The organism is Siminovitchia sp. FSL H7-0308, assembly GCF_037980985.1.
GTDB lineage: Bacteria > Bacillota > Bacilli > Bacillales > Bacillaceae_C > Siminovitchia > Siminovitchia thermophila.
Genome location: NZ_CP150282.1, coordinates 1,510,060 through 1,532,426, shown reverse-complemented (window position 1 = coordinate 1,532,426; position 22,367 = coordinate 1,510,060). Strand labels below are relative to the sequence as shown.

The window sequence follows — 22,367 nt, the reverse complement described above, 5'->3', positions numbered from 1 at the left end:
AATCATGATTCTATGGAGAATGTGGCAACTTTACTTTTTGTAAAAGAAGTGCAGCCAGGGTATGGCCGGTTCCGATTAACATGAGCAATATGGGAATGCTTTTTTCATCCTGAAAGAAAACAACGGCTGCTATAAAAGAAAGGACAGATACAATTCGGCCGGAATTTAAAAAAACCTCTTTGACAACGACATATTCAACTCTCATTTCAGCCGCTTTCCAGCTTTTCCCGATCACATCATATGTCATCGAAAAATAAGGAACGAGCATAAGCGGATAAGCAATCGCTATGACGGCGGCATATAAAAGCAGCCGCGGATAGGAAAAGTTGAAAACGATTAAAAAGATGGCTCCATATAAGATGAATCCGCCAATCAACATCGCCTTTTTCCTGAGGCTATTATAAATAAAACGACCGGCAAGGGTATAAGCAATGAAGGCTATTCCGGAATTAATGAAACCGAATGTTCCCAGTGCCAATTCACTGCCTGTGGCGATAAAAACAAAAACCGAAATAATAAAAATAAAGGTCCCGTCCCGCAACCCTTGAAGGAAGTGGGCATTTGTTATGTAGCGCCAATTAGGGTTGTTTTTTCTTTCCTTCAGCACTCTGAAAAAACAATAGACTCCTCTTGCCGGGCGGCGTTTAATAAAAAAACTGAAAATCACAGCCAACGCAAATAGCGCAAGCGATATAGCAAAAATGAGGGTATACCCCGCATTGGATTCGAATCGCGTAATGATAAACCCAGCCGAAATGGGACCGATAACTCCGCCCGCTGATGAAAGCGTTCCGAGAAAACCGTTAAACAAGTCCCTCGTTTCCGGTTCCGTAATTTCGAAAGTTAACACATTATAAGCAAGCCAATAAAAGCCGTAGCCGATCCCCAGGAGACTCCCAAGCATCACCAAGTGGCGTTCTGCCCCCGCGCCCAAAAACAGAACAACCATAAAAAAAAGAGCCAAAAAAATGACGCCGATTCGAAGGACAATGACTCTGTCAACTTTTTTGGCCCATCTTCCGGCCAAGATAAATGTTAATGGTTGCATAACAACAATGGCTAAGTTATATATGCCAATATCCAAAAACTTCCCTGACTGCTTCCATAAAAAAATATTGACGAACGTATTGGACAGGGCAATGCTTAAAGAATAAAGACCGCCAATAAAGAGAAGCAATGCTAAATCTTTCGGCACCTCTACATCGCCTAATAAGTTTTTCAGCTTCATCATGACATTACTCCCCTTTTCACTTGTATTTTTTGTGAAAAGGGAAGTTTTATACTAAAAAAACGAATCACCCGGAAAATAGGCAATTCGTTTTTTGTTTATATATTTATTTTGCTTCGCTGTAAAGTTTTTCAACTTCGGTCCAGTTAACCACATTCCAGAAAGCTTTCATGTATTCAGGACGGCGGTTTTGGTATTTCAAGTAGTAGGCATGCTCCCAAACATCAAGACCCAAAATAGGCGTTTTGCCTTCCATCAACGGGCTATCCTGGTTTGGCGTGCTGGTGATTTCCAACTCTCCATTGTTGACAATAAGCCATGCCCAGCCGGAACCGAATCGTCCAGCTCCTGCTGCTTCAAATTGCTCTTTGAACTTGTCGAAGCTGCCAAATTTGCTTTCAATGGCACTTTTTAGCTCTCCGCTTGGCTCGCCGCCTCCTTCAGGAGATAGCAATTTCCAGAATAAGGAGTGGTTTGCGTGCCCTCCCCCGTTATTGCGTACGGCTGTTCTAATAGACTCGGGAACAGCATCCAGGTTGGAGATTAGTTCTTCAACAGATTTACTTGCCAAGTCACTGTGACCTTCTACAGCTTTGTTTAAATTGGTAACATATGTGTTATGGTGCTTGGTGTGGTGAATGTTCATTGTTTCCTTATCGATATGAGGCTCCAATGCGTCGTATGCATAAGGTAATTGCGGCAATTCATATGCCATATGAATCTCCTCCTATGTAATTATTGGGACTGGTGACGATCCCTGTTTTACAACCTAAGATTAACAAAATCTGTTACCGCATTCAAACTTTATGCTTGTCCCAAGCAAGAAACGCCTTGATGAAACGTAATAAAAGCAAGGCAATCCCCCAACAAAAAACATGACGCTCCACATCCGCTGTCTCAAGAAAACTTGCAGCAAGTCTGATCCTTTGCGCCCGCGCATACCGCAAGGGCGCAAAGGGCGGTACAGTATATATTATCTATAACACAAGAACGAGAAAATAAACCACCATAATCAATTGAATAACTAATTTGACAACTACACTGCCAATAAATCCAGCTACCGAGCCTATGCCGATTTTAACAGCTGTTTTCACGTCCGTTCGGTGAACAATCAACTCTCCTAAAATGGCTCCAATAAAAGGCCCCAGCAGGATTCCCGCTACCGGAATGACAAACGGTCCGACCAGTAAGCCGATAGTACTCCCCCATACTCCCGCTTTTGATCCGCCAAATTTTTTAACACCAAACAGGTTGGCCAAATAATCCGCAATAAAGATAAGAAGAACAAATAAAGATTGAATGACCCAAAACAGCGGATTGAAAGGTTCAAAAGAAAAGAACAATCCGTAAAGAATAAAGGAACCCAACAAAAAAACAACACCCGGTATAATTGGGTATATCAGGCCTGCAAAAGCCAATAAAATCGACAAAACTATGATTGTCCAGTATAACCATTCCATAAGCACAACTTCCCTTCCAAAAAAAATTTCTTCTTGTACAACACTTTCACTAAAACATATTTTCGACATTTTTAGCAATATTTTTGTAACATCTTGATTCTTCCCCCTGGAAACCTCAAAATAAAGGTTCGGGTGTCATTACTATGAAGGAGTGAATACAGTGAGAAAGATTTCTCTCCTGACCATTTTCTATAAAAGTTTATACTCTCCAAAAGAAATTGCCAAGTATCGGTTCCTCCCGATTGGAAAAGCAATCCAACATGTTTTTATCATTGCCTTCCTTTTTTCTCTTGGATCCATCATTCAAAATATGACCGAAAACGGTTTTCTTCCCGGCCAAGCCGGTGAAGTCATGAAGGATCCCGGAGCAAAAGGAATATTTGCGGCTTTATATTTACTTGCAACATTCGGCATTAACGCAGCGCTTCTTTTTATAGCGATCACTTTGATCGCCGCTGTCGGAGAACCAGCCGCGCGGTTTCAGGAAAGAAAGCTTCCTTATAGACAAAGCTGGAGGGTGACTGCGTTTAGCATGACGTTACCCGCTCTTCTGTTCGGACTGCTGTACGTCTTTCACATCCAAAGCCCATATTTCATGTTATTGGCCTTTGCAGGCACGATCGCCATGATATTGTTAAGTATCCGCTCCATTCCAAAACCGCGAAAAAGAACATGAGATTGTTTTACTGGCAATTGAATCTCCCCTTTGAAATGGGGGTAAAATCTTACTGGCCGTCCCTACAGCAAAATAATTCAAGAATATTTCCCGATCTCTCTTCATATATATGGGACAACTTATATGAAGAGGCGGGATCGTTGTTGAAAAAGATCGCGATTTTTGTGGCGGCACTGATCATTCTATATAGTATCTATTACGATTTAACGACAGGCACACTTCCGGTTTCAATGGCAACCGCTGGCATTGAAGAACATAAGAGCAAACAAGACCAGCCGGCCATCCCTTATACGACCAAAAAAGTGAAACGCGGGGATACGGTTCTTTCCATTGCAGAGAATATACATGATGGCCCCCTCCCGGTGCCTATTGAGCAAATGGTTGATGATTTTCGGGAATTAAACGGCCAAATTGAACCAAATCACATTCAAATAAACGAAACATACAAGTTCCCAGTATATAAATGAACAGCCATGGAAGTTGTCAACTTCACCAAATCATTGATACAATATTCACGTAACCATCACGAGGGATTTTTATAAAGGAGAGAATACCTTTGGGTACAATTATACATCGATCCAAGACCCGTCCGGTAAAAGTGGGCAATGTAACCATTGGCGGAAGCAACGAACTGATTATTCAAAGCATGACGACATCCAAAACACATGATGTCGATGCCACGGTAAAAGAAATTGCCCGCCTTGAAGAAGCCGGATGCCAAATTGTGAGAGTCGCTTGCCCTGACGAAAGAGCGGCCAATGCCATTTCGGAAATAAAAAAACGAATCAATATTCCACTTGTCGTAGATATCCATTTTGATTATCGCCTTGCCCTAAAAGCAATCGAAGGCGGAGCAGACAAAATCCGGATCAACCCGGGAAATATAGGAAAAAGAGAAAAAGTGGAAGCTGTTGTCAAGGCTGCAAAAGAAAAAGGCATTCCGATCCGCATCGGTGTTAATGCCGGCAGTCTGGAAAGACATATACTCAATAAATACGGCTATCCTACCGCCGATGGCATGGTCGAAAGCGCCCTGCATCATATAAAAATTCTTGAGGATCTCGACTTCCACGATATTATCGTTTCTTTAAAGGCTTCGGATGTCAATTTGGCCATTGAAGCTTATGAAAAAGCCGCCATGGCATTTGACTATCCATTACATCTAGGGATTACAGAAAGCGGCACTTTGTTTGCCGGAACAGTGAAAAGCTCTGCCGGACTAGGAGCCATTTTAAGCAGAGGAATTGGAAATACCCTGCGTATCTCTTTAAGCGCAGACCCGGTTGAAGAAGTAAAAGTCGCGAGAGAACTTCTGAAAGCATTCGGCCTTATTTCCAATGCGGCAACGCTTGTTTCCTGCCCAACATGCGGAAGAATTGAAATTGATCTGATCAGTATTGCCAACGAAGTCGAAGAATACATTCAAAAAATAAAAGCCCCGCTGAAAATATCCGTTCTGGGCTGCGCTGTTAACGGGCCTGGAGAAGCGCGCGAAGCTGATATCGGAATCGCCGGCGCTCGCGGTGAAGGCTTGCTATTTAAAAAAGGAAAAACCGTGCGCAAAGTACCGGAGGAAACGATGGTTGAAGAGTTGAAAAAAGAAATCGATATTATGGCGGAAGAATACTTCAGAAAGCAAGCGGAAGAAGCCAAAAAGGAAGAAACGCAAAAAGTATAACAAGAGGCTGAGACAAATAGCAAAAACCGAACAATTCATTTATAATTGTTCGGTTTATTTGTGTTAAAAAAATCCCTATCATCGCTACGTCAACATATTTCGCTTTCCGCAGGTCTCTTCAGCTTCCTCGGAAAGCAAAGATCGCTTTCTGCGGGATCTTCAGCTCGGGCTATTCTACATATGTTTGATGACGCTAAAAGCTTGCGTATGATACACTGGGACAATTTATCCCGCATGTAAGGTGCCATATACACTACTTCAAGGCCTGAGTTGATACAAAAGGGCTAAGTGGGAAATAACGGCACCTAAATGCCCGATTCGTTCAACTAACATTTAGTAGGAGCTGGAAAAACGCCTATTGAATGAAATTTCACTGTATTGTTCGTTTTTTCATCAGCTGATTTAGTTGTGGCCGTTCATCCTCTTTTTTCCAACTTTATATATAAGGAAGAAAAAGATAATAAAGCGACAAAGAAAAGACAGCGATAGAAAGCGCCCAGCCCCCGATTAATTTTTCACCCCTGATGATTGCAGGGATGGAAAGCAGTGTGCCCGCAATCCCAAGGATGCCTGGCAAGATAAAGAGTGATAAAATCGCCAAAGCCAGGGATACATAAGCAATTGCCCGGGCTGAAAATCCTTCATTTACCCTAGTTTTCGTTCTCTCCATTGTAAAATCAGGTACTAGCTCGCCAGCCATCTCTTCCTGGTGTTCATCCGTTACATATTTCGTTTCTTTTTCCTCATGTTTGTCTTTTTCTGGTCCATGCCCAGACATACACTTTCCCCCTCTTTTTATTCACTATGTATATTGTGCGCAGAGCATGGCCCTTTCATGTTGACAATGATTGCCAAGCATTTCATACATTACAGCGAAATGTGTTACAATGAGGATATATAGAAGGAAAGTGTAAGGGAGATTTTATGCTTATGCAAAAAAGGTTTGGAATTGACATAGACGGTACAGTCACATGCCCCACATCCCTGATCCCATTTATTAACAAGTCGTTTAATTTGAATATCACGCTGGAAGATCTTACCGAATATGAATTGACGAGATGTCTTGATCTTCCTGAAGAAGCGATTTATCAATGGTTCGTCCAAACAGAGCCCTTGATTTATAAAGAATCGCCCATCGCTGAAGGAGCAAGACAAGTGTTAAAAAAGTGGGTGGATCAACATCAGCTTTACTTTATCAGTGCCAGGCAAAGCGCATTGCTGGATGTGACGAAACAGTGGTTTCAGAGGCATGAATTGGATTACCATCATATTGAATTAATCGGTACCCATGATAAAGTTCCCACGGCAAAAAAACATAATGTGGATATGTTTTTTGAGGATAAACACGATAATGCCGTGGCGATTTCAGAAGAGCTTGACATTCCAGTTATTCTGTTTGACACTCCCTACAATCGAAAGCCGGCACCAAAACAGGTGATCCGCGTCCATCATTGGAAGGAAGCCGAACAATGGGTAGAAAATTTGTTTGGAAAGACCAGCCAAACAATAAAAGAAGCCCATTAAACGGCTTCTTTTTTACATGCGGGACATTTCCCATATATTTCAAATTTATGATCAGAGATGTCAAAACCATGCAAATCTTCCGTGACAAAATTCATCGGACATGCCCCGATCGCCTTCGTCCATCCACATTTTAGACAAATAAAATGGTGATGATGGCCTTCATCTGATCCGCACGTATAGCGAAAGTGCTTTTCTCCTGCAAGCTCTGTCACTTCCAATATGCCCAGTTCCAAAAACAATGATAAATTTCTGTATATCGTGTCAAAACTGACACCGGGATAATCTTCCTGCATCATTTCCAACATTTCTTTAGCTGTTAAATACTTGTTTTGCGATGCGAAAATCTCTAGCATGCGTTCTCTCTTATCAGTCAATTTATAACCACTGTTTTTTACTGATTGAATCGCTTCGGCGATATGCATGACGTTCACCTCAACTTATTTTAAGCTGGAATTTATGCTTAAGATGCCGATAGGCAATAACAACAAGCAAAATGGCAATTGAAATGACAACAATTGTTCCTCCTGGTGCCAAATCAAGATAGTATGCACTCGTTAACCCGCCAATGACAGACGCTTCTCCAAAAATGACAGAGATAAAAATGGTTTGCTTGAAACCATTGGCCAATCTCATGCTTGCGGCTACCGGCAAAGTCATTAATGCGGAAACAAGCAAGATCCCGACAATCCGCATGGAGGCGGCAATCACAAGGGCGATCATAAGAATGAATAATATATGAATACCTTTGGACGGGATTCCTGACGCTTTGGCATGCTCTTCATCAAAAGAAAGTAAAAACAATTCCTTATATAACACAACAACAATCGCAATGACACCCACACTGATCAAAGAAATGACCCATAAATCGGTTCGGCTGACAGCACTGACACTGCCAAACAAATAATTTAACAATTCCGTATTAAATCCGTCCGCAAGGGAAATAAACACCACTCCTATGCCAATCCCGCCCGATAAAATAATCGGAATGGCTAGTTCCTGATAATGCGAATAAACGGTACGCAACCTTTCAATCGCCAATGCCCCCACAACCGAAAAACCCATTCCGAAAAAAAGTGGATTCATTCCTGCAAAAAGCAACGTTTTCTTGCTGAGGAGCAAGCTCGCAGCAATTCCGGATAATGTAACGTGGCTTAACGCGTCGGCAATCAGCGACAGCCGGCGGACAACAAGAAAAGTGCCAAGCAGCGGTGCAATCAACCCGATCAAAAGCCCTGTCAAAAACGTATTTTGTAAAAATTCATATTGAGATATTGCGGCCAGCACCGCCACCACCAACCTTTATGATAAACATACTAGAAACCTGCATAGGAAAATTGCTTCTCCATCCTAACTTTCTTATACTCGGCTGTATCTCCAAAAAACTTCAATTCCTTATTTAAATAAGCCACATGGGTTGCTTCATTTAATAACGCTTCGATATCGTGTGACACCATTAACAAAGTGATCCCCATTTCTTTACGTAATGATGTAAGCACCTTGTAAAATAAACGAACGTTTTTCGCATCGACGCCAACGGTCGGTTCATCCAAAATAAGAACGTCAGGTTTGGCAACAATCGCTCTTGCGATAAACACACGCTGCTGCTGGCCCCCTGAAAGTTCTCCTATTTTCCTGTTTACATACGGTTCTAAACCAACTTGTCGGATCGCCTGAAGCACATCCAATTTATCCTTTCTCTTTAAAAAACGGAACATCCCCACTTTTCGCGTTAAACCGCTCGCCACAACTTCAAAAACAGTGGCTGGAAATCCCGAATTAAATGAATTGGCTTTCTGGGATACAAAACCGATTCGCTCTTGACGTTTAAACAACGCCTGCTTTTGCCCGAACAAGAGTATTTCTCCCTCAACGGGCTTTAACAAACCCAAAACCAATTTTAACAGTGTAGATTTGCCGGACCCGTTTGGCCCGACAATTCCCACAAAGGCCCCTTCCGGCACCGACAAATTAATTCCGTCCAGTACAAGCTCTTCATTATATCGAAAATGGACGTTTTTTAATTGAATAACAGGATCATTCATCATTCCATAACCATCCCTCTTAATAGGAATCATTCCGATTTGCATGAAATAAGTATACATGAACATCCATTCTTTGTAAATCCTTCTGTAAAAAAATAGATGTCACAAGTACAGTGATGTCGTCATAAGTATTTGATTAGGAGGTTTGATTGCTATGAACTTATTAAAGAACATGGTGAATTTTAAGGTGAACATGATTACAGGTAATGAATTGCTCAAATACGCCAACCAATTCAACATTCAACTGTCCAAGACCGAAGCTGAAAAAATCGCTACCTATTTGCGCGGGAAAAATTTCGATATTTTTGATGAACGAATCCGCACAAAAATCATTCGGGAAGTGGCCAAAATCACTGGTCCTAAAACGGCAAAAGAAATCAATAAATTAATGGTCCAGTTTACGGCCGGCTAAGCAGAAAAAAGAAAGCCAGCAGGAGCGGCTTTCTTTTAAACTGCTATTTTACGAGCGCTTCGCCCATAATTTGGTCTTTCATCTGTTCATCAAATGAACGGTTTTTAATCATGGCAATTTCATGTTTGTACGGCGGCTTTTTATTTTTCTTGTCGGTTCCCACATAAGGCGTTTCTAAAATTTTCGGTACATCAGCCAAAGCGGGATGGTAAATCACCTTAGCCAGTGCATCAAACCCAATGTGGCCAAATCCAATATTTTCGTGGCGGTCTTTTCTGGCTCCCCGCTCATTTTTACTGTCATTGACATGTACAACCTTAATCCGGTCGATTCCGATTATTTTATCGAATTCTTCCAGCACACCCTCAAAATCATGGACGATATCATATCCGGCGTCATGTGTATGACAAGTGTCGAAGCATACGGACAGCTTCTCATTATGGGTGACTCCATCTATGATTTGAGCCAACTCATCAAATGTGCGGCCACATTCGGAACCTTTCCCGGCCATCGTTTCCAAGGCAATTTGCACGTTTTGCTCTTTAACGAGCACTTCGTTTAACCCTTCGATGATTTTTTTGATTCCCTTTTCGGGCCCCTCCCCCACATGGGCCCCGGGATGAAGAACAATCTGTGTTGCTCCAAGCGCGGCCGTTCTTTCGATTTCCGACCGAAGAAATTGGACACCGAGTTCAAAGGTAGCGGGATTGACCGTATTTCCAATATTGATAATGTAAGGTGCGTGAACGACTAAATCAGTAATGCCGTTTTCCTCCATATGGGCAATGCCCGCTTCAATATTTAACTCCTCCACTTTCTTTCTTCTCGTATTTTGCGGCGCGCCTGTATAAATCATCATTGTGTTGGCTCCATAAGAAGCCGCCTCTTCACTTGAGCCCAGCAACATTTTTTTCCCACTCATCGATACGTGAGAGCCAATTTTCAACATTTACCTCATCCCCTTTTGTTCTTTCAGGCTATTTTTTCTTTCGCTTTTGCATTCGCCGTTCCCGCTTCATGATTTTCTCTATTTCCGCTTTCATCTTCTTCTTATAACCCGGTTTAACTTTTTTCGGTTTTCTTACAATCTGATGTGCTTTCGTTACTGCGGTATTTCCCGAACTTTTCCGTTTCTCCCGACGCTTTCGATCGGCCGCTTCAACCCATTCACCGTCCTGGATGTCCCGGTATTCAAATTCGATTCCCAGTTTTTCCAGCCGATTAATCGCATCTTCATCGGACGATTCATATATTGTAATAGAGATTCCTTCATTTCCTGCTCTGGCGGTTCGTCCTGACCGGTGAATATAAAAGTCAAGATCCCGCGGCAACTCATAATGAATAATATGGCTGACCCCTGGTATATCAATCCCTCTAGCGGCTAAATCGGTTGCCACGATATATTGAAATTCCAAGTCACGCACTTGCTTCATCATTCTTTTTCTTTCACGTGGATGTAAATCGCCATGTATTCTTCCGACTTTCAATCCTTTTTCAATTAATTGATCCGCCACATTGTCGGCCATCTGCTTTGTATTGGCAAAAACAATTGCCAGGAAAGGTTTAAACGTCCGCAGCATCAAGGAAAGAAGGTCTATTTTATCCCGTCCCCTAAGCGGGACTAAGATGTGTTGAAGATTAGTGGCAGTAGGAAGATTGGGATCCACCTGTTCAAACACGGGATTTTCCATATACTTTTTTAGAAATGGTTTTAATTTCTCCGGAATTGTTGCGGAGAAAACATACATTTCCAAATCATTTGGCATTCTTCCCGCCACTTGGTCGACATCTTGAATAAAGCCCATGTCAAACGTTAAGTCGGCTTCATCAATGACAAGAATGGAGGCCTTGTGGACAAATAAAGCCTGCTCTCTGACGAGATCATGAATTCTTCCAGGTGTTCCAATCACAATGTGAGGTTGACGTTTGAGTTTTTCAATCGTTCGTTGTTTATCGGTGCCTCCCGTGTAATTGCGAATGACAATTGTCCCCTCGGGAAGGTTTTTGACGATCTTCAGCGCTTCATGATAAATTTGGCTTGCCAATTCTCTTGTCGGGGTAAAAATCACCGCCTGAACATGCTCATCAAGCGGATTGACCCTTTGTAAAATGGGCAATAAATACGCGTGTGTCTTGCCTGTCCCTGTTTGAGATTGGCCAATGGCGCTCTCCCCTTTTAAAATAAGCGGGATCATCTTCTCCTGAATTTTTGTCGGTTTATGGAATTTCAGTTCTTGAATCGCCTGATCAATAAATGTATCAAAACGATAGCGTTTAAATTGATGTTCAGCCAATTGGCTCACTCCTTAAAATAGGTACAGTTCCCTTGCTGAATGTTTATTATAAATGAAAACAGCTTTGACGACAACAAACCTGCAAACGGTATAGGCTTTTTGTCCAGTCGCTTTTACAAAACTTGCATACAGTAAAACAGCAAAAAGTGTATGAAAGGAGGATATACATGCAACCTGGAAATTTTGGAAGAATGCCTCCGCAAGGGCTATTTGGCCGGCCAGGAGGAGGAATGGGCGGTTGGCCTGGAAGAGGTGCCACTCCGCCGGGAGGAGGAATGGGCGGTCGAGGCGGTCTGCTCCAAGGATTGTTTCAACGCCAACCTCCTTCGGGTGGAATTGCTTCGGGATTTTCCAGAGCGCCCCAAACCGGAGGCTTTTTACAAAACCTTATGAACCCTGGATCGATTCATTCTTTTTTAAACAATACACAGCAAGTATTAAAAACAGCCCAGCAAATCGGCCCCCTGGTGCAACAGTACGGTCCCCTGGTAAGAAACTTGCCCGCAATGTGGAAGTTATATAAGAGCTTTAAATCCGATTCCGACACTTCTAGTGAAGAAACGGAAAGTACAGCTGAGAGCAGTCAAGAAAGTTCTACCAGCACACTGGAAAAGAAAGAGCGGAGAAAAACTGGAAAACAAAAAACAGGAGACGAAGAACAAGAGAAGAGATACGTCAAGAGAAAGCGTTCCCGAACTGGAGGAAAGTCTGTGCCAAAATTATATATCTAGCATTCCCTCCTTAATAACCGTTTGCCTTTTTCGAACGGTTATTTGGCTTTTCCTGCGATGTTATATATAATGAGTTTATAAGATCGGCAGATTGGGATGACCGGTTAAGTCAGGAGGATATGTAATGCAAATTATTAAAATTTCCCCGCGCGGCTACTGCTATGGCGTAGTAGATGCGATGGTTATTGCGCGAAATGCCGCATTAGACAAAACACTTCCCCGGCCCATTTATATATTGGGCATGATCGTTCACAACAAGCATGTAACAGATGCTTTTGCAGAAGATGGCATCATTACGCTTGATGGCCCGAACAGAAAAGAAATTTTGGAAAAAGTGGATAAAGGCACGGTCATTTTTACTGCCCACGGCGTGTCTCCTGAAGTAAGGGAGCTCGCAAAGAAAAAAGGGCTGACGACACTTGACGCAACTTGTCCAGATGTAACAAAGACCCATGATCTGATCAAACAAAAAGAACAAGAAGGTTATGATGTCATTTATATTGGAAAGAAAGGTCATCCTGAACCGGAAGGTGCCGTTGGTGTAGCGCCACACATCGTTCATTTGGTAGAGACTGTTGAAGACGTCGAAGAATTGAACGTGAACAATGATAAAATCATCGTTACCAACCAAACAACGATGAGCCAATGGGACGTAGCCGCGGTCATGGATAAAGTGAAAGAAAAATACCCTCACGCGGAAAAACATAAAGAGATTTGCCTGGCCACGCAAGTCCGCCAAGAAGCAGTGGCAGAACAGGCTGGTGAAGCCGATGTTTTAATCGTTGTCGGTGATCCAATGAGCAATAATTCAAATCGGCTTGCACAAGTTTCAGAAGAAATTGCCTATACGAAAGCGTATCGGATCGGAGATGTTACCGAGATTCAGATTGATTGGCTAAAAAACGCGGAAAAAGTGGCGGTCACAGCCGGCGCTTCCACACCAACACCGATTGTCAGGGAAGTCATTTCATTTCTGGAGCAATTTGATCCCGAAAATCCCGCAACTTGGGACCGGGAAAATAAAGTACCATTACACAAGATCCTTCCGAAAGTCAGAAAGCCGAAACTGGAAGCAAAATAACATGACAAAGCCAAAAAAGCAAGGCATCACCATTTTTGTATGGGAGCCTTGCTCTTTTTTCGTCTCATTCAAAAAACGTGCTATAAAAATGTAAAGGGATCTGTATTTTGTTTTGAAGGAATAAAAGCCACTTCGTATCCTCGCTCTTCGGCAAGCTGCTCCATCCTGGCGGCCACTCCAGCCTTCATGATTTTTTCCACATGATGTCCGGGATCCACAACATTGAGGCCGATGTTCATAGCGTCATGGGCGGTATGGTAATAAAAGTCGCCAGTCACATAAACGTCGGCGCCTTTTCTTTTGGCGTGTTGGAAATATTTGTTCCCGTCGCCCCCAAGAACTGCCACCTTCTTGATACGATCATTCAAATTCCCCACAACTCTCACACCAGAAGCAGCCAATGATGTTTTAACATGATCTGCAAACTCCCGTAAAGTCATCTCTTCTTGAAGCTTGCCGATTCTTCCGAGTCCCCATTTCCGTCCACCCAGCGCAAGCGGATAAAGATCGTATGCCGGCTCTTCATACGGATGTGCTTTCAACATCGCAGAAACAACTTTGTTCTCCAGTTGCTCTGGATATATTGTTTCAATTTTGACCTCAGACACTTCTTCTAATTTTCCAGCTTCGCCTATAAATGGGTTTGTGCCGCTTCCAGGCAAAAAGCGGCCGGTACCCGGAGTGGAAAATGTACAATGGCTATATTCTCCAATCGAACCTGCCCCTGCATCGCCCAACGCTTTTAAAACCTGATCCATATGATCTAATGGTACAAATACGGCAAGCTTTCTGAGCTTTTCTTCATAAGTTGGAACAAGCACCTCTGTATTTTGGAGTCCAAGGGCTTCAGCAAGCAAATCATTGACACCGCCTGTTGCAACATCTAAATTTGTGTGGGCGGCATAAACAGCAATATCATGTTTAATCAGCTTAGCAATGGTTCTTCCTCCAGGTTCATCGACCACCACGCGTTTCAAGGGACGATAAACGAGTGGATGATGGGCAATAATAAGATCGATCCCTTGTTCAATCGCTTCGTCAACAACGTTTTCGAGCACATCAAGAGCAACCATTACTCGGGAAACTGGTTTATGTAGTGTTCCAACTTGCAATCCGACAGGGTCGCCTTCCATCGCATACTTTTTGGGGGCATATTGTTCAAAAAGCTCAATGATTTGAAAACCATTTACTTTCTTCATGTTAACGCCTCCTCCACTATGGCAATTTTTCTTAAAAACGCTTCTTTTTTAGCCAAAGTATCCGCACTTGATTGAGATTGCTCCAGATTTTCAACTATTTTTTTCCAGCGCTGTAATTCACCCAACCATTTTTTACGGAACGGTCCACTTTTTTCTTTTAACAAAAAAGGACCAAGCAATAATTCTTTTTCGACTTCCCGATAATGCTTCATGGAATCTCCCCGTTCGGCAACGAGAACTTCATAAATTTTTCCGTCATCCTCCAAAATTTGTTCCGACACTAACTCCCAGCCATTGTTCATAAGCCATTGCCTGATATGAATGGCTCCAATATTGGGCTGCAGGATGAGACGTGTTACCCCTGCCAGCTTCTCTCGCCCTGCTTCAAGAATCCGGGAAATCAATAGCCCGCCCATACCGGCAATGATGATACAATCCACCTCGCCCACTTGCAGTACTTCGAGGCCATCTCCTTTTCTCACGTCCACATAATGCCCAACTCCTGATTTTTCCACCTGCTGTTGGGCGGATTGAAACGGGCCGTCGGCAATTTCCCCTGCAATAGCAAAAGAGGCAATGCCGCGCTTTATGACATGGCAAGGCAAATAGGCATGGTCGGACCCAATGTCGGCAATCCGCATTCCGTGGTTAATGTTAGCAACAACGGCTTGCAACCGTTTCGATAATTGAACTTCTTTCATGAAAGCCGCACCTCTTATTCCAAAAACATTCGCAATATGTTACTCGTCCATTTGAAAAAAGTTCTTTGCCGATGTAGCAAAGAACTTTTCTTGTTGTAAAGGGTATGATAAAATAGCAATTTTGGATTTTTTTCTAAAATGTCGCAGAAATTCGATATGCGACATTTTATGCAACTCTTGTATTATTTTAAGTTGGCAACCCATTCAGCCATTTCTTCAATATTTTCTGCCGGCACTAATCCAGGAGGCATTGCTCCACGGCCGTTCGCTAAAATATCAGCCACTTCTTCTTTTGAAAGCCCTGTTCCATGAAGGGTCGGAGCGCTTCCCCCTTCCAAGTTTTCACCGTGACAAGAAATACATGCCTTGTTGGCATATTCTTCGGGTTCAAACTCTGCTGCAACTTCTTCCTTGCCGCCGCCTTCCTTTTCCTTCGCTATTTCCTTGGCATCGCCTAACCCCTTGATTCCAAGAAAAAATACAAGTACAAGACCCAAAGCCATAATTAAATAATATGGTACGAGCGGATTTCGTTTCATGACTTACCCTCCTTATGTAATAAAGCATGTATTAAATATAAATTATGCAAACATCTTCATTTTACTCGAAAATGAAGAGAAGGGAAAGTCTTAGGGCACTTCTTTCAGCTTTTTTCGATATTTGGACAAATTAGCCGTTAATAACATCCCACTTCTCTTGCAATAACCATCCGTTGCACCTCAGATGTACCTTCTCCTATTTCCAACAACTTGGCGTCCCGCATCATTCGTTCTACCTCATATTCCCGCATATAGCCATAGCCGCCATGCAGTTGGACAGCCTGATCGGTAATTTCCATACAGATTTCAGAGGCAAACAGTTTACACATGGACGCTTCTTTGGAAAATGGCCGTCCCTGGTCTTTTAGCCATGCGGCTTTATATACCATATTTCGAGCCAGTTCAATCTTCATGGCCATATCTGCCATTTTAAACTGAGTCACTTGAAATTGTGATAACGTTTTTCCAAATTGTCTTCGTTCTTTCACATATTGGAGCGACTTATCAAATGCGGCCTGGGCGATCCCTACAGCCATTGCCCCAATGCCGATTCTTCCTCCATCCAGCGTTTGTAAAAATTGCTTAAAACCTTCCCCCTTTGCTCCAAGCAAGTTCTCCTTGCCGACTCTCACATCTTCCAATACAAGTTCCGTTGTATCAGACGCATGAAGTCCCATTTTCTCATAATCCTTTATAATCGTAAAGCCCTTGGCATCAGTAGGGACGATGATGGCACTGATTTCCTTTTCTCCATTACGCTCACCCGTAACGGCTGTCAAAGCCAAATACTTGGCGTAAGATGCATTGGTAATAAAGCACTTGTTGCCATTGATGACATATTCATCACCGTCCAAGACCGCTGTCGTCTTTGTTCCGCCGGCGTCGGACCCGGCATTTGGTTCTGTCAGCCCAAATGCACCAAGAGATTCTCCGGTACAAATCGGCACCAAATATTTTTCTTTTTGCTCAGGCGTACCAAACATGTTGATTGGGGCTCCTCCAAGTGAAATATGTGCGGAATACGTAATTCCTGTAGAGGCACATGCACGACTTAGCTCTTCCGTAACAATGGCAAAACTGATCGTATCAGCCCCGGCTCCCCCATATTCTTCGGGAAATGGCAGTCCCATTATTCCCAATTCCGAAAGTTTTTGAAAAATCTTATCAGGAAACTGTTGATTTCGATCTCTTTCCACGGCACCTGGAGCAACCTCTTCTCGGGCAAAGTCTCTGATTGTCTGTCTGATCATCATCTGCTCAGAAGTTAAATCAAAATTCATGTTTCTTCCCCTCCCGCCTTCTGTATCCGCTTTCACCTTTCATTATAATCTGTATGAAAGCATTCTCTCAACTAATATCACCAGTAAAAACATTTTTCTAATAAAATAAATTCATTCCATATTTATGCCTTTTTGAGGAGAATATGTTTATCGACAAAAACAGGCAAAATTCCGGTTTGCAAAAAGGATGAGAATTCTGTACAATAAATGCAATTAGCTGGAAGGCCAGCTTCGCTCAAAAGAAAAACACCCCCAAATAGCGGGGGTATTCATCACAATATTATTCAAGAAAGTCTTTTAGGCGCTTGCTCCGGCTCGGATGGCGCAGCTTTCGCAATGCTTTTGCTTCTATTTGCCGAATGCGTTCCCGGGTGACACCAAAGACTTTTCCAACCTCTTCGAGCGTACGGGTACGGCCGTCATCAAGTCCAAAACGGAGACGCAATACATTTTCTTCGCGATCCGTCAACGTGTCCAGCACATCTTCAAGTTGCTCTTTTAATAATTCGTACGCAGCATGATCTGAAGGAGAGGTCGCTTCCTGGTCTTCAATGAAATCGCCCAGATGTGAATCATCTTCTTCACCAATCGGAGTTTCGAGTGAAACAGGCTCTTGGGCTATTTTTAAAATTTCCCGAACCTTATCAGGTGTCAAATCCATTTCTTCGGCGATTTCCTCAGGCGACGGTTCGCGCCCGAGATCTTGCAGCAACTGGCGCTGGACCCTGATCAATTTGTTAATCGTTTCAACCATATGGACCGGAATTCGAATCGTTCTGGCCTGGTCGGCAATCGCCCTAGTAATCGCTTGGCGAATCCACCATGTCGCGTACGTGCTGAATTTAAAACCTTTTCTATGGTCAAATTTTTCAACGGCTTTGATGAGGCCCATATTTCCTTCCTGGATTAAATCAAGGAATAGCATGCCCCGGCCAACATAGCGCTTTGCGATGCTGACGACAAGCCTTAAGTTTGCTTCAGCAAGCCTCTTTTTGGCTACTTCATCGCCCTGTTCAATTCGCTCTGCCAGCTCGACTTCTTCTTCAGCGGATAGAAGATCAACCCGGCCAATTTCTTTTAAATACATACGGACCGGATCATTGATCTTAACACCTGGAGGAACACTTAAATCATTAAGATCAAATTCTTCCTCTTCTTTTTCTATTTGATGTATTTCAGGATCATCGTCCTCATCGGCATTGTCTTCGAGCAATTCAACGCCATGATCACTTAACACTTCATAAAACTCATCCATTTGGTCGGAATCCAATTCATAATGGGCCAGATTGCTGGCGATTCCTTCATATGTTAAAGTTCCCTGTTTTTTTCCTTTCTCGAGCAGTTGATCCTTTGCTTGTTCTAAGGTGAGTTCTGTTTCAGATAAATTGGAACGTGCTTTTTCAGCCATACGTCCCCCTCCTTCCAAACATTTCAGTACGACTACATATATGATAATGACTTGCGAAGTTCAATGATTTCCTTCGCAATCTCCATTGCTTTTTCCATGTTTTTATTTCGTTCTGCCGCTTTTTGCTCAAGTTGCTTTTCTTTTATCATTAACATTTTCCCATGTTTCAACACATGATTAACGCAATCTTTTAATTCTTGTTCAGTATATTCATGATCCACCGTCATCATTTCTATTTCTGTCACGATGGCCCGCAAATTTTTATTTGGCAAAAAATGTAAAAATAAAGACGGATCCGGCTTATTTCCTTCCTCAAAATAACCCAATAAATACGTGATAATTGCTTGGTGTTCCTCAAGGTGAAAATTGTGGCCGTCAAGCATATCCATCACCCGGTATGCCACCTCTTCATCACGCAGCATCCTGGCAATGAGGTGCCTTTCTGCAAGTATATGGGCCTGGGGCACTCTCGCTTTTTTCGCAATGAAAGGATTTGGCTCTTGCTGGCGGGGCTTTGATTTTTTCCTTTGGCTGGCCACCAGTTTTTCAAGTTGGTCTTGAAGTACTTCCAGTGATAAGGAAAATTCTTCCGCTACCTGCCGCGTATATAGATCCCTTTCCACCGGATTGCCGAGCGTACTCAGCTCCTTCATCACTTCTTCGATGTACTTTAGCCTTTCTCCTTCATTTTGCAAATTTTTATCCAATCTAAGGTATTGAAGCTTAAATGCTGTCCACGCCAAAGCATTCCCAACCACATCAGAACGAAATTTTTCTGCCCCGTACTTTTGGATATAATCATCGGGATCAAGTCCTTGGGGCAGCATGGCCACCTTTGTTTCCATTCCGTGTTGTATCAAGAGCAACCCTGCACGGTAAGCAGCTTCGATTCCTGCGTGGTCAGAATCAAAGCAAATAGTGACAGAATCAGTGAGCCGCCTGAGCAAGTGGATATGTTTATCTGTCAAAGATGTACCCATCACAGCCGTGCCATTTTTAACACCGGCATGGTCGGCGGATATAACATCGGCGAAGCCTTCAAATAGAAGGGCAAATCCTTGTTTGCGCACTTCGCTTCTTGCGGCGTAATAGTTATATAGCAACGAACTTTTATTGAAGATCGGAGTTTCAGGCGTGTTTAAATATTTTGGGTGATCATCCTCGGACAAGGAACGGGCTGAAAAAGCCACGATGTTCCCTTTCATATCCGTGAGAGGAAACATAAGCCTGTTCCGAAAACGATCGAAATAGCCTTCTCCGTTCTCCCTTTTAATAATTAATCCAGCCTGTTCCATTTCGCCTTCAGAAAAGCCATGCTGCTTTAAATATTTGACAGCGATATCCCATTCAGGCAAAGAATATCCGATTTGGAACTTTCGTATACTCTCAACAGCCATGCCCCTTGACGTTACATAATCCAATGCGCCGGCACCTTCATTAGTGTTCATAAGCAAATGGTGATAAAATTTTCCCAACAATTCATGGGCTTTCAGCATTCGTTGCTCATGTGGCGGGACATGTTGGAGGGCTATTGATTCATGCGGCTTGATATCAAGCGGAATATTGCCTTTTTCAGCGATCCTGGCCGCCGCTTCCTGGAACGATACACCCTCTGCCTCCATGATGAAATTAAAAACATTTCCGCCAGTGCCACATCCAAAACAATGAAAAATCTGCTTCTCGGCGGTGACAGAAAAAGATGGTGTGTTTTCTTGATGGAAAGGACATAGTCCAAAATAGTTTCGGCCATGTTTTTTTAGCTGGACATAATCGCTTATGATCTCGACAATATCAACAGACTGCCTTAATTCAATGATTTTTTCCTCAGGAATTCTTGCAGCCACGGTAAACATCTCCATCTCTCTTTATTTTTAACAACCATCGGCCACAATTCAACCTTATTCATCATAATTCGACAAAATCTCACGAAAGGAGCTTAAAAAGTGATGTCGATCTGCATTCCCAAAGGCTTTTGGCCCTTTTCCGAAATTTCCCCGTTCACGCTCCTTCCGGGCCCAGTATCGAAATTGAAGGGCGGTATCCATTTGATCCTCGCGGTATATCTTGCCGTTTGCAGAAAGGACAAGTACCCCTTTTTGGAGAGCCAGGCTTGCCAACCCGATATCCTTGAGGATATCCTTTGTTTTAATATTGTTCAGAATATACATATCACTTGCCTCTGCAACAGGATCTGCAAAAGTCCATTGTTCATTCTCCGCGATAATGCCAGGTTTATGGTTATACGAAGCAACGAATAACACTTTTTCGTTCTTTTCCGCAGCAATGGAAGAAATCTCTTTTTTAACAGGGCAGGCATCGGCATCGACAAAAATCACTCTTTTTTTATCCGCATAACTATTTATTCTGCATCCCTCCGCAGATTCCTTCTTATTTTTTTATTTTCCATGAATGATTATGACTTGAATTTGATTCACAATAAATAGTCTATTCTTTCATTCCTGGATCTAAACCTTTTTTATTTGATTAAACACAATTTTTTATTATAGCGTAATATTGCTGCTTTGACCAGATAAAAGCCTTGGGAATCTCCCAAAAAAAATGAGCACTCGAGTTGCGCTCATTTCATTTTTTATTCTGTATATAATTTATAATGATATTGGCCGTTTCTTCAACGGCTTTATTTGTTACATCAATAATGTGACAGCCGATTTTGCCGGAGATCAGTTCAAAATACTCGATTTCTCTGCGGATTCTTTCTATGTTGGCATAAATCGCATTATCATCCAAGCCTAGTGTGATCAGTCTTTCCCTTCTAATTTCATAAAGCTTTTCAGCGCTGATTTTTAAGCCGATGCACTTGCTGGAATCGATCTTGAACAATTCTTCAGGCGGGTCCACCTCCGGCACAACAGGCACGTTCGCCACTTTGAATCTCTTATGAGCAAGGTATTGGGATAGAGGCGTTTTGGAAGTGCGTGAAACGCCTACCAGCACGATGTCCGCCTTGAGCAGACCTCTTGGATCGCGGCCGTCATCATATTTCACCGCAAATTCAATTGCCTCAATTCTTTTAAAATAGTCTGCGTCCAACTTACGAACAAGCCCCGGCTCATATGAAGGCGTTTTGTCAAATATCGTTTCAAAAATATCGATGAGCGGACCAAGCACATCAACCGCATGAATTCCTGACTGTTCCGCCTTTTTATGCAAGTACTTTCTGATTTCCGGTTTCACCAGTGTATAAATAATGATGCTTCGGCTCATTTTTGCAAGTGATATGACTTCATCAATATTCTCTTTGACTTCCACATACGGAAACCGCTTAATGATGGCATTTGAGCCTGAAAACTGGCTGATAGCCGCCTTTGTGACAAGCTCCGCCGTTTCACCCACTGAATCCGATACTACATAAATAATTGGTTCCGTCATCCTGTCACCTTCTTTCGTCATGTAAGCTTTTCCCCCTGATCGCCAAGCGCTACAAATGCTTTTGTAATATTTGTTTTTGTCAGCCTCCCGATTACTTCATAACCTGAATCTGTTTCTTTTACTACGGGAACAGCGTCTATTTGAACATCGATTAATTTTTTTGCGACGTCAATAAGTAAATCTTCTTTTTTGCACATCGTAATATTTGGCATCCGTGTCATGATAATGTTCACTGGCAAAGTGGATAACTCTTGCTTTCCAAGACTCGCTCTTAACAGGTCTTTCCGTGAGAGAACTCCGGCTAAATGGTGGTTATCATCTGTAACAAATAATGTGCCGACATCTTCCAAGAAAATAGTAACGATGGCATCATAAACTGAAACGTTTTCATGTACGACGACAGGCATGGACTGGTAATCCTTGACAACAAGCTTTTTCAATTTGTCCGCCAGGAGCTGGATTCCCGTTTTTCCCGTATAAAAATAACCGACGCGCGGCCGTGCGTCCAAATATCCTGCCATTGTCAAAATAGCTAAATCGGGCCTTAATGTTGCCCGAGTTAAATTCAGCTTATCCGCTATATGTTCTCCTGTAATCGGACCGTTTTCCTTGACGATTTCCAATATGCGTTCCTGCCTTTTGCTCAGTTCGATTTTGCTCACCACCCATGGACATGAAATATGACATACTGATTATTATTTAGTATATACTATATCGTGTTTAA

At 42.7% G+C, this 22,367-nt stretch carries 25 protein-coding genes; 7 read left to right on the top strand and 18 right to left on the bottom strand.

The window, feature by feature from the left end; genetic code table 11:
- Positions 1 to 10 precede the first annotated feature (10 nt).
- The 3 genes from MHB50_RS07200 to MHB50_RS07190 form a co-directional block, all read right to left on the bottom strand.
- On the bottom strand, positions 11 to 1,231 hold the full coding sequence (locus tag MHB50_RS07200; RefSeq protein WP_339162877.1) for an MFS transporter: 1,221 nt from the start codon (positions 1,229 to 1,231) through the stop codon (positions 11 to 13).
- Positions 1,232 to 1,334: 103 nt separating this feature from the next.
- The gene (sodA, locus tag MHB50_RS07195; RefSeq protein WP_077109966.1) at positions 1,335 to 1,943 is read right to left on the bottom strand and encodes a superoxide dismutase SodA; all 609 of its coding nucleotides are present in this window, start codon (positions 1,941 to 1,943) and stop codon (positions 1,335 to 1,337) included.
- Positions 1,944 to 2,205: 262 nt separating this feature from the next.
- Positions 2,206 to 2,688 (bottom strand): DUF456 domain-containing protein, encoded by a 483-nt coding sequence (locus MHB50_RS07190; RefSeq protein WP_077109975.1) that lies wholly within the window; start codon positions 2,686 to 2,688, stop codon positions 2,206 to 2,208.
- A gap of 160 nt (positions 2,689 to 2,848) precedes the next feature.
- Here MHB50_RS07190 and MHB50_RS07185 point away from each other — a divergent pair, with 160 nt between their 5' ends.
- The 3 genes from MHB50_RS07185 to ispG all read left to right on the top strand — a co-directional run bounded on the left by MHB50_RS07185 (position 2,849) and on the right by ispG (position 5,042).
- On the top strand, positions 2,849 to 3,364 hold the full coding sequence (locus tag MHB50_RS07185) for a DUF1189 family protein (protein ID WP_077109965.1): 516 nt from the start codon (positions 2,849 to 2,851) through the stop codon (positions 3,362 to 3,364).
- Positions 3,365 to 3,504: 140 nt separating this feature from the next.
- A complete protein-coding gene (locus MHB50_RS07180) occupies positions 3,505 to 3,831 on the top strand; it encodes a LysM domain-containing protein (RefSeq protein ID WP_205180371.1) in 327 nt (108 codons plus the stop codon).
- Positions 3,832 to 3,929: 98 nt separating this feature from the next.
- Positions 3,930 to 5,042, top strand: coding sequence for a flavodoxin-dependent (E)-4-hydroxy-3-methylbut-2-enyl-diphosphate synthase (gene ispG / locus MHB50_RS07175; RefSeq protein ID WP_171973803.1), 1,113 nt, complete (start codon positions 3,930 to 3,932; stop codon positions 5,040 to 5,042).
- A gap of 436 nt (positions 5,043 to 5,478) precedes the next feature.
- Here the strand turns inward: ispG and MHB50_RS07170 are convergent, their stop codons facing one another.
- Positions 5,479 to 5,820 (bottom strand): hypothetical protein, encoded by a 342-nt coding sequence (locus tag MHB50_RS07170; protein WP_077110704.1) that lies wholly within the window; start codon positions 5,818 to 5,820, stop codon positions 5,479 to 5,481.
- A 152-nt stretch (positions 5,821 to 5,972) separates the two neighbouring features.
- On the opposite strand from MHB50_RS07170, the gene MHB50_RS07165 reads away from it, so the two are divergent.
- Positions 5,973 to 6,566: a hypothetical protein gene (locus MHB50_RS07165; RefSeq protein ID WP_077110703.1), complete on the top strand. Its 594-nt coding sequence runs from the start codon at positions 5,973 to 5,975 to the stop codon at positions 6,564 to 6,566.
- Here MHB50_RS07165 and MHB50_RS07160 read toward each other — a convergent pair.
- Genes MHB50_RS07160 through MHB50_RS07150 form a run of 3 tightly spaced genes read right to left on the bottom strand, consistent with a single transcriptional unit; the run spans position 6,563 to position 8,611 of the window.
- Positions 6,563 to 6,988 (bottom strand): Fur family transcriptional regulator, encoded by a 426-nt coding sequence (locus tag MHB50_RS07160; RefSeq protein WP_077110701.1) that lies wholly within the window; start codon positions 6,986 to 6,988, stop codon positions 6,563 to 6,565. The two genes, MHB50_RS07165 and MHB50_RS07160, sit on opposite strands and share 4 nt — an antisense overlap.
- Positions 6,989 to 6,998: 10 nt before the next feature.
- Complete coding sequence (locus MHB50_RS07155) at positions 6,999 to 7,850, bottom strand: metal ABC transporter permease (protein WP_077110699.1); 852 nt, start codon at positions 7,848 to 7,850, stop codon at positions 6,999 to 7,001.
- 29 nt (positions 7,851 to 7,879) lie between these two features.
- Complete coding sequence (locus tag MHB50_RS07150; protein ID WP_077110731.1) at positions 7,880 to 8,611, bottom strand: metal ABC transporter ATP-binding protein; 732 nt, start codon at positions 8,609 to 8,611, stop codon at positions 7,880 to 7,882.
- Between the two features lie 151 nt (positions 8,612 to 8,762).
- Between MHB50_RS07150 and MHB50_RS07145 the strand changes: the two genes are divergently transcribed.
- A complete protein-coding gene (locus MHB50_RS07145; RefSeq protein WP_077110697.1) occupies positions 8,763 to 9,020 on the top strand; it encodes a DUF2624 domain-containing protein in 258 nt (85 codons plus the stop codon).
- Positions 9,021 to 9,063: 43 nt separating this feature from the next.
- Here MHB50_RS07145 and MHB50_RS07140 read toward each other — a convergent pair whose 3' ends face one another.
- Both MHB50_RS07140 and MHB50_RS07135 read right to left on the bottom strand, forming a co-directional pair.
- Positions 9,064 to 9,969: a deoxyribonuclease IV gene (locus MHB50_RS07140; protein ID WP_077110695.1), complete on the bottom strand. Its 906-nt coding sequence runs from the start codon at positions 9,967 to 9,969 to the stop codon at positions 9,064 to 9,066.
- 28 nt (positions 9,970 to 9,997) lie between these two features.
- Positions 9,998 to 11,314, bottom strand: coding sequence for a DEAD/DEAH box helicase (locus tag MHB50_RS07135; RefSeq protein WP_077110694.1), 1,317 nt, complete (start codon positions 11,312 to 11,314; stop codon positions 9,998 to 10,000).
- Between the two features lie 167 nt (positions 11,315 to 11,481).
- Between MHB50_RS07135 and vrrA the strand changes: the two genes are divergently transcribed.
- Together vrrA and MHB50_RS07125 are read left to right on the top strand one after the other, a co-directional pair.
- On the top strand, positions 11,482 to 12,045 hold the full coding sequence (gene vrrA, locus MHB50_RS07130) for a VrrA/YqfQ family protein (RefSeq protein WP_077110692.1): 564 nt from the start codon (positions 11,482 to 11,484) through the stop codon (positions 12,043 to 12,045).
- Between the two features lie 124 nt (positions 12,046 to 12,169).
- The gene (locus MHB50_RS07125) at positions 12,170 to 13,126 is read left to right on the top strand and encodes a 4-hydroxy-3-methylbut-2-enyl diphosphate reductase (protein WP_077110690.1); all 957 of its coding nucleotides are present in this window, start codon (positions 12,170 to 12,172) and stop codon (positions 13,124 to 13,126) included.
- An 80-nt stretch (positions 13,127 to 13,206) separates the two neighbouring features.
- Here MHB50_RS07125 and MHB50_RS07120 read toward each other — a convergent pair whose 3' ends face one another.
- The 9 genes from MHB50_RS07120 to MHB50_RS07080 form a co-directional block, all read right to left on the bottom strand.
- Positions 13,207 to 14,325 carry a Nif3-like dinuclear metal center hexameric protein gene (locus MHB50_RS07120; RefSeq protein WP_339162864.1) on the bottom strand — a complete coding sequence of 373 codons (1,119 nt, stop codon included), beginning with the start codon at positions 14,323 to 14,325 and terminating at the stop codon, positions 13,207 to 13,209.
- Positions 14,322 to 15,026 carry a tRNA (adenine(22)-N(1))-methyltransferase TrmK gene (locus MHB50_RS07115; protein ID WP_340085072.1) on the bottom strand — a complete coding sequence of 235 codons (705 nt, stop codon included), beginning with the start codon at positions 15,024 to 15,026 and terminating at the stop codon, positions 14,322 to 14,324. The genes MHB50_RS07120 and MHB50_RS07115 overlap by 4 nt, the downstream gene beginning before the upstream one ends.
- 182 nt (positions 15,027 to 15,208) lie before the next feature.
- The gene (gene cccA / locus MHB50_RS07110) at positions 15,209 to 15,565 is read right to left on the bottom strand and encodes a cytochrome c550 (protein WP_077110685.1); all 357 of its coding nucleotides are present in this window, start codon (positions 15,563 to 15,565) and stop codon (positions 15,209 to 15,211) included.
- 137 nt (positions 15,566 to 15,702) lie between these two features.
- Positions 15,703 to 16,845 (bottom strand): acyl-CoA dehydrogenase, encoded by a 1,143-nt coding sequence (locus MHB50_RS07105; RefSeq protein ID WP_077110683.1) that lies wholly within the window; start codon positions 16,843 to 16,845, stop codon positions 15,703 to 15,705.
- 280 nt (positions 16,846 to 17,125) lie between these two features.
- Entirely contained in the window at positions 17,126 to 18,253 is a 1,128-nt protein-coding gene (rpoD, locus tag MHB50_RS07100) for an RNA polymerase sigma factor RpoD (RefSeq protein ID WP_077110681.1), read from the bottom strand.
- Between the two features lie 32 nt (positions 18,254 to 18,285).
- Positions 18,286 to 20,097 carry a DNA primase gene (dnaG, locus tag MHB50_RS07095; protein ID WP_077110729.1) on the bottom strand — a complete coding sequence of 604 codons (1,812 nt, stop codon included), beginning with the start codon at positions 20,095 to 20,097 and terminating at the stop codon, positions 18,286 to 18,288.
- Positions 20,098 to 20,151: 54 nt separating this feature from the next.
- Positions 20,152 to 20,589, bottom strand: coding sequence for a DUF188 domain-containing protein (locus MHB50_RS07090; protein ID WP_253191862.1), 438 nt, complete (start codon positions 20,587 to 20,589; stop codon positions 20,152 to 20,154).
- Between the two features lie 247 nt (positions 20,590 to 20,836).
- Entirely contained in the window at positions 20,837 to 21,643 is an 807-nt protein-coding gene (locus MHB50_RS07085; protein ID WP_077110727.1) for a pyruvate, water dikinase regulatory protein, read from the bottom strand.
- A 17-nt stretch (positions 21,644 to 21,660) separates the two neighbouring features.
- Positions 21,661 to 22,308, bottom strand: a complete 648-nt coding sequence (locus MHB50_RS07080) for a helix-turn-helix transcriptional regulator (RefSeq protein WP_077110677.1) — start codon at positions 22,306 to 22,308, stop codon at positions 21,661 to 21,663.
- Between the last annotated feature and the right edge of the window lie 59 nt (positions 22,309 to 22,367).